Source organism: Roseimaritima multifibrata (genome assembly GCF_007741495.1).
In the GTDB taxonomy this organism is placed as follows: Bacteria; Planctomycetota; Planctomycetia; order Pirellulales; family Pirellulaceae; genus Roseimaritima; species Roseimaritima multifibrata.
Map to the genome: position 1 here is coordinate 3,692,162 of NZ_CP036262.1, position 14,235 is coordinate 3,706,396.

Annotated in this window: 12 protein-coding genes; 8 read left to right on the top strand and 4 right to left on the bottom strand. The window is 54.9% G+C overall.

Translation table 11 applies throughout. From position 1 onward, the window contains the following. Positions 1-101: 101 nt before the first annotated feature. The 4 genes from FF011L_RS13355 (at position 102) to FF011L_RS13365 (ending at position 4,951) form a co-directional block, all read left to right on the top strand. The gene (locus FF011L_RS13355; RefSeq protein WP_145352129.1) at positions 102-1,694 is read left to right on the top strand and encodes a glycoside hydrolase family protein; all 1,593 of its coding nucleotides are present in this window, start codon (positions 102-104) and stop codon (positions 1,692-1,694) included. 564 nt (positions 1,695-2,258) lie between these two features. Further along, positions 2,259-2,429, top strand: a complete 171-nt coding sequence (locus tag FF011L_RS26310; RefSeq protein WP_218932603.1) for a hypothetical protein — start codon at positions 2,259-2,261, stop codon at positions 2,427-2,429. Between the two features lie 53 nt (positions 2,430-2,482). Then, positions 2,483-3,313: a cysteine peptidase family C39 domain-containing protein gene (locus tag FF011L_RS13360; RefSeq protein ID WP_315851690.1), complete on the top strand. Its 831-nt coding sequence runs from the start codon at positions 2,483-2,485 to the stop codon at positions 3,311-3,313. 189 nt (positions 3,314-3,502) lie between these two features. After that, positions 3,503-4,951 (top strand): FAD-dependent oxidoreductase, encoded by a 1,449-nt coding sequence (locus tag FF011L_RS13365; RefSeq protein WP_145352131.1) that lies wholly within the window; start codon positions 3,503-3,505, stop codon positions 4,949-4,951. A gap of 163 nt (positions 4,952-5,114) precedes the next feature. Here FF011L_RS13365 and FF011L_RS13370 read toward each other — a convergent pair whose 3' ends face one another. Together FF011L_RS13370 and FF011L_RS13375 are read right to left on the bottom strand one after the other, a co-directional pair. Continuing rightward, positions 5,115-6,128: a sigma-70 family RNA polymerase sigma factor gene (locus tag FF011L_RS13370; RefSeq protein ID WP_218932604.1), complete on the bottom strand. Its 1,014-nt coding sequence runs from the start codon at positions 6,126-6,128 to the stop codon at positions 5,115-5,117. Further along, on the bottom strand, positions 6,091-6,423 hold the full coding sequence (locus FF011L_RS13375; protein ID WP_145352133.1) for a hypothetical protein: 333 nt from the start codon (positions 6,421-6,423) through the stop codon (positions 6,091-6,093). The genes FF011L_RS13370 and FF011L_RS13375 overlap by 38 nt, the downstream gene beginning before the upstream one ends. 25 nt (positions 6,424-6,448) lie before the next feature. Here FF011L_RS13375 and FF011L_RS13380 point away from each other — a divergent pair, with 25 nt between their 5' ends. From FF011L_RS13380 to FF011L_RS13395, 4 genes are all read left to right on the top strand, one after another. Then, a complete protein-coding gene (locus FF011L_RS13380; protein WP_145352134.1) occupies positions 6,449-7,306 on the top strand; it encodes a helix-turn-helix domain-containing protein in 858 nt (285 codons plus the stop codon). Between the two features lie 186 nt (positions 7,307-7,492). Then, positions 7,493-8,572: a DUF1611 domain-containing protein gene (locus tag FF011L_RS13385; RefSeq protein WP_145352135.1), complete on the top strand. Its 1,080-nt coding sequence runs from the start codon at positions 7,493-7,495 to the stop codon at positions 8,570-8,572. Further along, a complete protein-coding gene (locus tag FF011L_RS13390) occupies positions 8,569-9,597 on the top strand; it encodes a dipeptide epimerase (RefSeq protein ID WP_145352136.1) in 1,029 nt (342 codons plus the stop codon). Before FF011L_RS13385 ends, FF011L_RS13390 begins: the two co-directional genes overlap by 4 nt. Positions 9,598-9,758: 161 nt before the next feature. Beyond that, the gene (locus FF011L_RS13395; RefSeq protein WP_246109395.1) at positions 9,759-10,916 is read left to right on the top strand and encodes a DinB family protein; all 1,158 of its coding nucleotides are present in this window, start codon (positions 9,759-9,761) and stop codon (positions 10,914-10,916) included. A 544-nt stretch (positions 10,917-11,460) separates the two neighbouring features. Here the strand turns inward: FF011L_RS13395 and FF011L_RS13400 are convergent. Beyond that, the gene (locus tag FF011L_RS13400; protein WP_218932605.1) at positions 11,461-12,816 is read right to left on the bottom strand and encodes a sulfatase-like hydrolase/transferase; all 1,356 of its coding nucleotides are present in this window, start codon (positions 12,814-12,816) and stop codon (positions 11,461-11,463) included. A 376-nt stretch (positions 12,817-13,192) separates the two neighbouring features. Further along, positions 13,193-14,179 (bottom strand): glycosyltransferase, encoded by a 987-nt coding sequence (locus FF011L_RS13405; protein WP_145352137.1) that lies wholly within the window; start codon positions 14,177-14,179, stop codon positions 13,193-13,195. Positions 14,180-14,235 lie beyond the last annotated feature (56 nt).

A 14,235-nucleotide genomic window follows, 5' to 3' on the forward strand; every position in this document is an offset into this window, starting at 1 on the left:
CTGTCCAGCTGAAAATCGGATGCCCACGCCCCGAAGAACAGGTCGTTCCCTAGAATGTGCGGAAACCGCAACTAGATCGCCCTGTTCAAATCTTGGAATTCATGTTTTCAGAAACCCTCGGAAGCCGAAAAACGATTGGCGATGTGGACGTCCTTTACCATGAGGGGCTGTACCATCTGTTCCACTTGGTTCTGCCGAATCATGATTTCATCGCACATGCGGTTAGTACCGACGCGTTGAATTGGCGTCGCGTCAACAACGCTCTCTTCATCGGGGACCCGGGCAGCTGGGATGACCTGATGTTATGGACGATGCATGTCAGTCCCAATCCGCATCGCCCTGGCGAGTGGCGGATGTTCTATACCGGACTATCGCGGCGCGACCAAGGTAACTATCAGCGATTGGGGTTGGCCGTCAGCAAAGATTTATATCACTGGGAAAAATCGGACGTGCACTGGGAGGACCATCGTGGTCCCAATGACCCGGACCTGGTTAAAAATGCTGTCCAAAACAGTCGGTCCACCAGCCCGGATGCGCGCCATGCAAATTTCGATGCGACCAGCTGTTTTCCCTTAGAACCCGATCCAGCCAATTATGAAGCTTCGCTTGAAGAGGGACGCCACTGGGTCAGTTTCCGCGATCCCTATTACTACCATGACGGGACCAGTGGTTGGTTGCTGGCCGCAGCGCGTGTGAACCAAGGACCGATTGTCCGTCGTGGTTGTGTTGCTTTGATGAAAGAGACGGAGCCGAATCGGTTTGAAGCCTTGCCCGCATTGCATCACCCTCGGTTGTATGACGACGTCGAAGTTCCCAATCTGTTTCGAATCGATGGCGATCACTATCTGATCGGAAGCATCCGAGAAGACGCCAAAATCCGTTACTGGCACACCAGGAAAATCGGTGAACGCTGGCAGAGCTATCACGACAACGTGCTGCTGGCTCAAGGGAACTATGCGGGCCGGATGTGCAGGGACGACAACGGCTGGTTGCTATGGAATTTCTATTCGATGAATTCCAAAGACCGGACGACCGAGAATTTGATGCCGCCGCCCAAGCGTTTAGTCCGCCGGGATAACGGCATGCTTCGCGCGGCAACGTTTGAGGGAATTGAACGGTACGTCGGTGAAGACCTGCCTCCAGAGAACATCTCGCCACTGATCGATTTTGATGGTTCAACAAAACTTAAATGCCAGGCGAAGAGACGGTCGATTCACCTGGAATGTGACAGCCAGTTTCAGGGCTTCACGTTTCCGTATGACCTCCCCAATTTCCGCTTTCGAGCCCATTTGCAGATGGATGGGTTTGGGAAGTGCGGGTTCCTGTTCCGCCTAGACCCTGAAACTCGCGACGGATATTACCTGTCATTGGATCTGCTGAAAGAGATCGCGCAGCTTCGAGCCTGGGGGACAGGCGAAGAAGGAAGTGGCGAACACATGATGCAGTTCGAATCGTTGCAATCGGGATTCTGGTATTCCAAGGATCGGAACAGCGCAGAAGTCCAACTGATCGCGTTTGGCAGTTACATCGAACTGTCCGTAAACGGGCGAGTTATCCTTTCGCTCGCCGACCAAACCTTCAGCGAAGGCAGCTTGGGCTTCTACCTGGAAACCGCGGACGTTTTTCTAGAAGAGGTCCACATTCATCGCCTCCGTTCGCCTCGACAGTCTGACGAACACCTCGCCAGCGGCTAGCCCAACGCCACCTTGCTTCGATGTTTTTCAATAGCGGCAGGGCGCGAGCCGACCGGCCAGTACGCAACGTGATTCCAAGGCAGCAGCCGGACGGCTCGCGGTCAGTTTTCTTAGCGGCAGGGCGCGAGCCCTCCGGCCAGTACGCGAGGTTTCCAGGGCAGCAGACGGACGGCTTGCGATCAGTTTTCTTAGCGGCAGGGCGCGAGCCCTCCGGCCAGTACGCAACGTGATTCCAAGGCAGCAGCCGGACGGCTTGCGGTCAGTTTTCTTAGCGGCAGGGCGCGAGCCCTCCGGCCAATACGCAGGGTTTCCAGGGCAGTGGCCGGACGGCTCGCGCCGTTCCGCTAAGAAGGTCGCCGACATCGGGCTAGCTTCGTACGAAGAAGAGAGACCCTTGATACCGCACGACCACCTTTCACGCCTTGTTACCCAGAACTGGCGCACCGTTTGCTAATACTGTTTCCTCGCTAACTCCATCCGCAACCGATGCGGCATTCAAGCGATGAACGCTTTTGCAAACCATTCGCTATCGAGTGCCGCTGTCCTTAAATCGTGAGGAATTCGATGAGCCAGCCACTACACCAGTCGGATCGACGCCAAAATAGAGCCGCCGACGATGAAGAGCTATTGGACGAAAAGGCACCGGGATCGCCTTTTCTATTGGTCGCGTTAAGCTACATGGCAATTATGGCGGTCGTTTGCCTAGCGATCGCAGGCTACTTTTGGCTTACGTAACCCGTTTGATAAAGTAAACGATGGGACAGGACCTTTGGACGGCGATAGTCGTCATGAGTGGGATATCTTTGATTTGCGGTTTTCTCACCGGACGCTTTGCCTATAAGAAACGCGGCCAGACGACCATGCTCTGGTTGGCGCTGTCGGTCTTTGCGATGGTTTACTTTATGCTGTACGCGTCGGGACAGTTGTTCTGGGCACGCTGGGTGCCGGCATCGGCGGCGATCATCTACACCAATCTGGCCGCCCTGTTTGCCGCGTGCGGAGCCGGTTGGGCTTGGCGTTTACCTGACACGCCGGTTTGGCGCCGCGGCATCATGGCTGGCATGCTGGCGGTCGCGTCGGCCGCTTCCATCATTTGGCCGCTCCTTTCAATCGCCTTGCGTCCGCCTCCGGCCGGAGACGATCAATGGCGAGACGGTGTCGCGTTGCAAACGTCTTGGGCGACCTGCAGCCCTGCCGCCGCAGCGACTTTCTTGAACGCTGAAGAAATCAAGTCTTCCGAAGCGGAATTGATTCCGCTTTGCCTGACCGATTCCAGCGGTACCCCGACGCTTGGCCTGTATCGCGGCGTCAAACTGGTTGCGAACGAAAATGGTAAAGATGTCGCGATCCTTACCACCGATTTAGAGGGCTTGATCGCCGCGGACAAGTGGCCTGTCCTGATCGGCGTGCAGCTTCCCTTTGGGACCGAGGACCGTCGCTACGCAGAGCAGTGGGGATGGATCCCGGGGATGGGACACTCGGTGGTTGTGCTGGGGCGTGACGGAAACGATCGGTTCATCGTCGGAGACCCATCGATTGGGCTGGAAGTCTGGGATCGATCCGATATGGAAATACTGTGGCATGGCATCGGAATGCGACTGGTTCCGGCCAAACGCTAATAGTTCGATCGCATCCGCAATAGGGCGTCGCGGTGATCTTGGTCCGGCAAAACCAGACCGGGGTCGGGACAGGTGCCTGATCGTGCCGGCGTCGTGGCGGGAGAGCTGTTTATTCTGCGGCAGTTCAGAAGGTATACTGAGGGACCACAGCGTCCCCCCCAATTCCTTCCTTCTCGTCTCAGGCTTGCCATGTTCCCTTCGCGTCGTCGTTTTTTGCAGGCTACAACCGGTGGATTGGTGGTTTCCGCAGCGTTGACATCCCCGGATACTTCGGTGGCGGCGGACGCAGCAGCGAACCGAATCCATAATCCGGTCAGCGGCGATGTACTGCGTTCAGCCGGTCAACTTTCCGCGGACCAGAAGAGCCTTGTTGAAAGTCAACGCAGCATCCCGGTCAGCGGTCAATCGGATGTGTTGGTTTGCGGAGGTGGCCCCGCGGGGATTGGTGCGGCGTTGGCTGCAGCTCGCGCTGGCGCTAGCGTCCAATTGATCGAAGTGGCAGGTTGCCTGGGAGGCGTCTGGACCGCGGGCCTGCTTACCAAAATTCTGGATGCCGAGAATAAATCCGGGATCATGGCGGAGCTTTTGCAAAAGTTTGCCGAACGTGGAAGCGATGTCGCAAAATCGACCGACGGGACCGTTTATGATCCGGAAATCGCTAAGTGGGTGCTGGAAGAATTATGCATTGAAGCGGGAGTCAAAATTCGGCTGCATACCCGTTTGGTTGGTGTTGTTACCGACGACAAACGAAAAGTCGTCGCGGTCCTGACCGAATCAAAATCGGGGCGTGAAGCTTGGTTAGCCGATCGATTTGTCGATTGCAGTGGTGATGGAGATCTAGCAGCCCATGCAGGTTGTCAATTTGATCTGGGCGTCGGTGCGGACTGCGAATGTCAACCGATGTCGATGTTGGCGTTGCTTACCGGCATTGATCCAGAAGAAGTACGCCCATTTATTCGCGAAACCAGCCGAAAAGCGAAACCGCTGTTGCTCCAGTTAATGGAAGAGAATGGGATCTCCCCCACCTACCGCGGGCCGACGCTTCGCCATTTGCACAGCAATATCTTTTCGCTGATGACCAATCACGAGTACGGCGTTTCAGCATTCGATGCCGATGCCATTAGCGAAGCGACGATTCAGGCTCGCCATGAAATCCACGCCATCGTCAACGGACTTCGCAAAGTGGGCGGACCTTGGTCGAACCTTGCCGTGGTCGCGACGGCAGAACAGATCGGAGTCCGTGAAGGGCGACGCATCCGAGGTCGATATCAGATCACCGCGGACGATTTGTCCAAAGGATTGCGGCATGAACAAGCGGTCTGCCGAGCCAAATTCGCGATTGATGTCCATGCGTTGAACACCGAAGGGAACAAAGAAGTCGATCGTGATTACAAAAAAGGAGGCATGCGGCCCTACGATATTCCCTACCCCGCATTGATCGCCGCGGATGTGGATGGATTGTTGCTCGCCGGTCGCTGCATCAGCGGAGATTTCATCGCCCACTCAAGCTACCGCGTCACAGGAAACTCGGTCCCGATGGGAGAAGCCGCCGGACTCGCCGCCGCTGTTTCCATTCAAAAGAAGGTGATGCCACACGAACTGGACTGGAACGCGATCAAACCATTCGCTCAGGCGTAGTGACTCCAGTAAAGACTGCCGTACGCCGTCTGATTTTCCCTTCTAAAAGAGGCCTGCGACTTAGGGATTGTCGTCTTTCGCTCTGCGAAAGAACGTCCTTCAGGAGCCGCTTCCGCGAAGCGAGAGGCTCCAAATCCGTACCGCCAAGGCGTAGCGGTTGGGGCTACATGCAGGAAACCGTTCCGCTTCCGCCCGAAAGTGCCTCTTCCAGTTTGAATTCCGACGCCATTCCATTCAGTTTGCTGACGGCTCTTTTCTCCAGTTGGCGGACTCGCTCTTTAGAAATCCCCAACCGGTCGGCCAGCGATTGAAGCGTCCTTACTTTGCGATGACTTCCCAACGCATAGCGGCTCCGCACGATTAAACGTTCGCGGCGGTCCAGACGATCCAGCATCGTTGCCGTTAAGCCTCGAAGCTGCTCCCAAAGCTGGTTGCTCATCGACGATCGCGATGGGTCTTCCGGAGCAATGTCGGCAAGCCGATCGGCGTCTTCGGTAAAGCGAAGTCGATCATCGCGGACGACACTGGTCGCGCGAAAAATTCCATGGACGATCGACCGGTAAGCGTACGTGCTAAATCGATAGCCCCGGCTGTAATCAAATTTCTCCACGGCCTGCATCAGGGTCAACACACCATCGCTAAGCATTTCGTCAAAGGTTAGCTGCGGCGTCACATACTTCTTAACAATCGAGATCACCAAGCGAATGTTCGATTGAGTAATGTGATCGCGAATCTTCATCGCTCGGTCCAGCAACGCATGGATCTTTTTGATCGTTTTCCGGTCTGGGGCAATGCCGACGCAGCTTTCCTGGAGGCTGGCGGCCTGCCACTTCAAGCGGTTCATTTCTCGGAACAGGGCCGCTTCCTGTTCGGGGGTCAGCAATGTGGACTCGCACATCCGCTGCAGATGGCGGGGAAGATCGACGGGACCGGAATTTTCCGACGTCCCGGATCCAAGGACCAAGTCGACGATTTTCTTGTCGTTCACAGCCTCGTCGGTTGCCTCTTGGAAATCAGGACTGTCGATGTATTGAATCTCGATGGGTGTCCAACTCGTCCTACGTTCGGAGCGTAGGCGTGGGAACTCGGAAACCTGCGAGAATTCACCAATGTCTGTATTGCTGGCAGCGGCAACCATTTCAAATCCCTCGAAGTAAAATTCGTTCAAAACGTTCACTTGCAATCTTATCGACCAGCCCTGTCACTTCAACCCCTAATTCGTCCAAAACGTTCACTTCTTTTTGGATGGCTACGCTGCGATTTTTTTCGTATTCCCCTTGGGCCGTCAGAGGAAAGCTGGTCCAGGTCGCTTCTGAGCGGCAAAACCATGCGTTTCCCAAGCGAAAACAAGCGAATATGCGGACCCTTTGCGAACGTCGATTGGCAATAAATGCTGTCGGTGCCCCATCCAGTGGGTTGTAAAACGAGTAAAGTAGAAGCTCTGCCAGCCTTCGTTCTGACAGAAAATTCATCCGTAGCGTTCAAAAAGGACCTTCAATGCGAGATCTACTCACCCCCAAGCAGGTGGCCAGAGCATTGGATGTGAGCGAATCGTCAATAAAACGCTGGTGCGACCGTGGCGTGCTGACGGCTCAGCACACCGCCGGCGGTCATCGCAGGATATCGCGGGCCGTCTTGACGGAATTTCTGCGGGGTGGACGCCATCAGCTGGTAAACCCTGAGGCGTTAGGGCTGCCGGCAACGAGCGGTCGGACCGAGCGAGTCGTGGAGCGGGCTTGTGACCAAATGGCAGCCGCGTTGGTCGCAGGAGACGAATCTCGGTGCCAACAGATCGCCCGCGACCTTTATCTAGCGGACCACAGCGTTGCGGTCCTCTGTGATGATGTCTTTGCGGCGGCCATGCGACAGATTGGAATCCAATGGGAGGAAGGGAAAACAGAAATCTATCAAGAGCGTCGTGGCTGTGAAATTCTGCTGCGTATCCTCCATCAGCTTCGTTTAATGTTGCCGCCAGCGCTGCCAGATGCACCCTTGGCGATCGGGGGGACCGCGACCAGCGACGGATACAGCTTGGGAACGGCGATGGCGGAACTGGTCCTTCGCAGCAACGGGTGGAACGCGAATTCGTTGGGGGACAACCTTCCCTTCGAAACGCTTGCGGCCGCGTTAAGAGATCAGCAGCCGAAACTCTTTTGGCTTAGTTGCACTCATATCACAGACCCGGACCATTTTCTGGCCGGTTATGAACGCCATATCGCCCCTTTTGCTGAGAACGTGACGATTGTCGTTGGGGGGATGGCATTGACCAAAGAAATCCGCCAAAAGATGAAGTTCACCGTCCACTGTGATTCCATGCAGCAGTTCGAAAATTTCTGTAAACGTCCGAACGCGTAGCGCGGATCCGATCTTCTTTCACTGTGCGTCCACAATCGTTAGGATGTCCCGCAACGAAGGCTGCGACCCGGAGAGTTGGCGCGATCTGTAGTGCATACAGGTTGTTCCGAATCCGTTTCGCGTCGATATTTCCGCGGACGATCCGACGTCTTTTTTTAGACGCTGGTGAACAGGAATTGCAGGAACATGACGGAATCAACTGAGAGCTCAAGCGGTGATGCAGCGTTGCCGCCACACCACCAAATCGTTCTAATAACCGACGGCTATTCGACTCCGTTCCTTGCGAAAACCGCGATCAGCATGCTGCGTTATCGCAGTGCCGATGTGGTTGCCGTTCTCGATCAAGAGAACGCCGGCAAAACGTCGCAGGATTTATTTGGAACCGGTGGGGATATTCCTATCGTCGCCACGTTGGAGGGACTGTTGCCCGACGCCCTTTACATCGGCATCGCACCTCCCGGCGGCAAATTGCCCGTTGCATGGCGGCCTCTTATTCTTGCTGCAATCGATCGCGGTATCGACATCGTTTCGGGGCTGCATGAATTTCTGACCAACGATCCGGAATTCGTCGCTCGAGCCGCCAAGAACGGGTCTCGGTTGTTTGACGTGCGAAAGAATCAATACAAGGAAACCGCTACGGGGCTCCCCTACGACACGGGGCCTTTGCGAATCCACGCCGTCGGTCAGGACTGCACGGTAGGCAAGATGGTGACCACCTTGGAAATCTGTCGTGGGCTGGTCGACCACGGCGTCGATGCCCAATTCTTAGCCACCGGTCAAACAGGGATCATGATCTCCGGTGAAGGTGTTCCGATCGATTGCGTAGTCGCCGACTTCGTGAACGGGGCGGCGGAGGATCTGGTGAAACGCAACAGCGACCACGACATCCTTCTCGTGGAAGGGCAGGGGAGTATCGCGCATCCTAGCTTTTCCGCGGTGACCTTAGGGTTGCTTCATGGCTGCGACCCTCACGGACTGATCTATTGCTACGAGGTCGGTCGTGAAATGGTCAAAGGGACCGATCACATACCACTGTTGCCCGCCGCTCAGCTCATTTCGATCTATCAGGCAATCGCCTCCCTTCGGCATCCTTGCCCGGTCATTGGAATTGCAATGAACAGCCGCACCGTTAGTGCGGAAGCCGCGGAACAAGAGCGGGCGGCAATGGAAAAAGAGTTTGGCTTACCTGTCTGCGACGTTTATCGTGACGGCCCCGAAACGCTTGTTCAAGCAATCCTTCAACTTCAATCGCAACTGCGTCCATGATTATCCGTTTGCATCGCCTTTCGCTACCGCTCCAACACGAATTTCGAATTGCGCGTGGAGCGATCACTGCACAGAATTCGCTTGTCGTTGAATTGGAACTAGATGGTTTTACCGGATTCGGAGAAACCACTGAAAACAGTTACTACGGACGCACCTTCGAATCGATGACCGAATCGATCGAGAAATGCCGTAGCCTGCTGTCCGGCTACCAATTTGGTCCTCCTGAGGAACTGTGGGACCAGTTGTTCGAAGTGATTCCGGATGACATGTTTGCCCTTTCCGCGATCGATCTGGCCGTTCATGATTTGTGCGGAAAACAGGCTCACCGCCATACCTTCGATATGCTTGGGCTTCAGTGGCAAGACATTCCCGAATCAAGCTATACCATCGGGATCGATTCGATCGAAACGATGCGAGCCAAGCTTGCAGAACAGCCGGACTGGAGCATTTACAAGATCAAACTGGGAACGTCGCACGACGTCGACATCGTCAAACAATTGCGAGAGGTGACCAATTCGCGTTTCCGAGTCGACGCGAATTGCGGATGGTCGGTCGAGGAAACGATCGAAAATTCGAAAGCGCTTCGAGAACTTGGCGTTGAATTCATTGAACAACCGTTGCCTGCGACGGCGACCGACGCAGACCTTCGACAGATTTATGAAGAATCGGTATTACCAATTGTTGCCGACGAAAGCTGCCAGGTCGAAGCCGATGTTGCTGCCTGCCACAACCGATTCCACGGCGTCAATGTAAAATTGTGTAAGTGCGGGGGGATCACGCCCGCCGTCCGAATGCTTCAGCAAGCCAAGCAGCTAGAAATGAAGACCATGGTCGGCTGCATGATCGAAAGTTCGATCGGGATTTCGGGAGCCGCACAGTTGCTACCATTGCTTGATTACGCCGATTTGGATGGAGCCGTTTTGCTGTCCGAAGATCCCGCGGTTGGCGTTCAGGTCACCAATGGCGTGGTTACGCTGAGCGACCAATTTGGAAACGGCGGACGTTTCCGAGATTCGGCGTTATAGAAAGCAGTTCGGATCGACGAGTGCGAGCGTTCAAACCAACGGACCCTCCGCTGCTAGAAATCCTTCTGAACCTCCGTCCAGCGGTCTGGTCGTGCCCATTTGCGGTTCGGACGTTCCGTTCCTCCGTCTCTCGAACCTGCAACTCCAAAAGTGACTCCGAAATGTTACGAAACGTATTTGCTGCCTTGCTTCTCTACGCTCTGTTGTCGCCCTCCACAGCCGATGCAAAAGAGGGCGCTCCTGTAGCCATTCGGACGTTGCCAAACGGAGCGACCGCAATCGAAACGATGAGCGGATTAAAGCTCCAAATCGTCCAGCAGGATTCTCCTTCGGAAAAGAGTGGAACCGATTTTGATAAGACGATTCTTCTGAGCGAAACGGGGCAACATCTGCTCAGTCGCCAAGCCAATGAACCGGCCGCGACATGGTCGGTCCCTAAAGATACGGACGGGCGTAAAGGGATCCTGGTCCGAAGCATCGGCACAACAGCCGATCCAGCGATGATCGTCCGAGTGGACGGGTTGCAGATTTTGATCGGAGTACCTCGGGCGGTCGCCAAATTGACACCCCAGCAGTACCCAAACCTTGATGTGGTGGTCCTCAGAGTCGACAACGAACAACCTCCGGCAGAAGACTTGAACAAAACGCTTAGCGTCCTAGTCCCTCGGTTTGTTTTGGTTTCAGCGTCCAACAGCGACGATGCAAAAAAGGTCTCTCTAGCAAACGTGCCCGGATCTTCGACGTCCCATCGAAACCACAATACCTTTGCCATCACGTCCAAAGAGGCTCCTGACGAAAGTCAAATTCAGCGAGTTGTTTTAACCGAGCAGGACTGGGAACCGTCGGCAGAGCTGGAGAAACTATTTCAAGCGATGGAAACGTCCGCCAAGGAATCGCAATCCGTATTCTCAAAATTGTCTGTGGACCAGATGAATTTCCGACCTTCCAACGGGACGCATACACCAAGGTGGAACACCGAGCACATGATGGGGCGGCAGCTGCTCTTCTTTTCACAGATCTACCATGCCGCCGATCCGATGATTCCCGTGATCGACCTAAATCCGAAACAGATGCCGCCCGATTATCGAGCCGCACATCCCGACTGGGACGGAGCCGAAGAAGCCCGTCAGATCCAGCGAGTCGGAGACTACTGCAGACGTTTCTCGTACCTATTGGACGGGATGGATGTAGACAGCAAAGCTCCAGGCAGTAGTTGGCCCTCGCTGCGAGCGTTGTTCGTTCAAATGGAAATTCACTATCTGGAACATACAACCAACACCGTCAAGAAGTTCGATCTTCCCGACTGGCCAAAAGAATAAACATCTTCCGGCACTGGCAACCCACGTGTCCAACGATCGTCACGCCATGTGAGCAGCAGAGAACTTGCCAAGGAGCAATGCGTTCACAGCACGCAAAGCCGAGTCACTTGCAACGAAGAAGCGACCGGCCAGAGTTCCGATTTCCAGCTCGCCCCAACAAAGCAACGCCAGCCCCATCACCAAGCTCCGGAGGGCAGGAGCTGTTGAGGTTGTGCCCTCCCTCCTAGTCTTTCAAGAATGCGAGCCATCTGCCACCGCAAAACCAGGCCCGGAGGGTCGACACAATCTTTGCCGGGGGTGAAGCCCCCGGAATGAGACTAAATGCGGTCGAAAAGGCCCGGAGGGTCGACACAAAAAGAGCCGCCGATCTGCTCTCTAACGCTACTCTAAAACGGACGGACACCTCTGGTTAAGGTTTTTCGTTTTGAGGCAGTCTTGACGTACTAGTCTGCCGGATACTTTCTAGACTCACTTCACTCTCCCTTAGAAGAAGAGTGAAGAGCCCCGAAACATTCCCGATTTGCCCATCATCAATCGCAGCTCTTTAGTCGTCGATTTCGGCGAAGTATTCTTGCTGAAGGTTGACCAGTTCCGTGACGACTTCTGGGTACTTGGTTGCTAGGTTGGCGGATTCGGTTTTGTCTTCGTTTAGATTTGCCAGAAACAGTTTGTCGGCAGGCGTGATTGATTTGGGCTCTCGTCGGTCATTGGGGTTCCCCAGCAGTTTCCACGGGCCTTTGCGAATTACCCACTGGGCGTTCTTTCCTTTTCCCAGTTGCCAATACAGAGAGTCATGCGGCGTTGGATTGGATTCGTCTGCGATCACCTTAACGAGACTTTTGCCGTCCAGCCGATGGTCGGGTTTGTCGATTCCGGCATACTCGGCCAGCGTTGGGAACCAGTCGCAACCGACAGCCATTTGCTCACGCACTTCGCCTTTCGGAATTCGCTTTGGCCACGACACGATCGAAGGAACTCGAATGCCACCCTCGAACAAGCAGCCCTTTGCGCCGCGGTAAGGGCCTGGGTTGCCTCCGCCGAAGTGTGTCCGCTCTTCGACCGAATGCCCATGGTCGGATTGCAAGACGATGATCGTATTATCGCGCAGTCCCAGCCGTTCAAGATGATCGACGACCAACCCAATGCGTTCATCCAGCGAACTCACAAAAGCGGCGTACTCTCGTCGTGGATGAGGCAAATCGGTGTACTCTTTTCGCCATTTTGCGGCGCCCTGCAGCGGATAATGTGGCCAGTTGATCGCCCAGTAGATGAAAAACGGTTCCTCTTTCCAGTCGGTGATCAACCGCTGACATTCGTTGACCATGGAATCGCCGAAGTACTCGCCATCCTGCCAAATTTCCGTCCCATCGCGCCATAGGTCATGGCGATTGGGCCCCTGCCAGTAGAAGAAATGCGAGTAGTTATCGATGCAGCCGCCCATGTGCCCAAATGATGACAAAAATCCCTGGGCGTTTGGCATCGTCGGTTCGGTGAACCCGAGGTGCCATTTGCCAACGTGCCCGGTGCGGTAACCATTCTGCTGAAACAGCTCAGCCATGGTGACTTCTTCGGTCGGCATCCCCGCGACTCCTTTGGTCGAAGAGACATTGCTCGGCACACCGGCTCGAGCCGGAAAGCGGCCTGTCAACAATCCGGCTCGTGAGGCCGAACAGATGGCTGACGGCGAATACATTTGAGTAAACCGGACGCCCGTTTCGGCCAACCGATCGAAATTCGGAGTGATCAGATCGTCGGAACCGTAGCAGTTGGCGTCCAACGTCCCTTGGTCATCCGTATAGATGATTAGCACGTTGGGCCGATCTGCACCATTCAGTTGGGATTGCAGAAGACCGCCAAACACAACCGCCAATAAACATCCGAAAACCGAAGTCCGCAACATAAGTTCCACCAAACACAAAGGACGAAAAGGGGACGCCATTAGAAACAACTAAGCGAAGTCTTGAGGGACTATCTTAATGAGTTGAATCGGTCCTTGGGGATTCTTGTATCGGTGATACGAAAATCGTCCGGGGCTGACCGCGCGCGCCGGGACGTGCGGTCTGTTGGGGACGTATTGCCGTAGCTACCTTCGCCAAACGGTGATTCCCTCGCGAAAGTTGTGTTTGGGCGGGCGTTCTTTGGCGGAGCGAAAGGCAACATTGAAAGATGCTCAGGCTAAAATGCACGTCAGCGCAGCTTCAAAGCGTACAGCTCGAGGGGCCCCATTTGACGTCGCGTTTGGCGGTGGAACTTCCCGATTTTTTTACGACGCCAAGCTACTCGGCCAGCAGGAGTTCAAAGGCATCCCGTGCCCGGTCTTGAAACCCAATCTGGTTTTGCTGGAACCACTCTCGAGCATTGTCACCCAATTGTTGCAGATCTTGGGTTGAAGAGGCCAGGATCGTTTCAATCGTCTGCTCCATCGCTTGCGGAGATACTTTGAAATTTGTACCTAGGTGCCGTGGTTCGGATTCGTGCCAAGGGACCACAAACCCACGTGAACTGTCGACCAATTCATTCATGGGAGGTCCGTCGGTCGTAACGACGACGGATCGACAAGACATGCCTTCAACGATGTAGTGGCCCCAACCTTCGGAGAGCGAGGGACAGAGATGAATCCCATGTTGATTTTGGATCTGCTGGAGGACGGAATCCTCCAGGTAGTCGACGATCAGGTGAACGTTGGCGGGCACGGAACTTGGCGCGTTATCTGGATGCTGGATCAAAGTCAGGGAGGGCCATTCTGGATGATTGCCCCACAATTGCAGCAGCATCTCGGTCCCTTTTAGAGTGCTGCGACCGGCCAGATGGAGGAATTTCCCGTAATCAGGTTTGCAATCGGGCAGGAGACGATCGACGGAGGTGAAGCCGATGTAGATTGCTCGTTTTGCATGCTTCTGAAAGATGTTCTCCGCGTGCCTTGATTTGCAAAGGACCGCATCGATCTGCTTCAGCCGACTCAAATGTCGCTCCGGAAATCGCTCCTGATTTGGCACCAGGACCTTTGTCCCCAAACCATGTGACCAAGCCCAAGGGACTCGTTCAACAAGGATGTCCAGTGATTTTTTCGGCGGCGTTTGACTTCCAAATCGCAGAAATCGCTCGCGAATGGGAAGCCAGGAGCGGACCGAGTGATGTTCTACTTCGGATTCGGGGGGCAACACCGTTCGCAGTAGATCAACGTCGCGATCCAAGCCCACACCATTTCTGCGGGCGACAATGCGGACGGTGGTACCAGGAATCGCCATCAAGTGCTCATTCATCGTGGGGGCATCCTGCAGCGAAAAACCTGGACGCGGTGCAGCAAAAGGGTATCAAT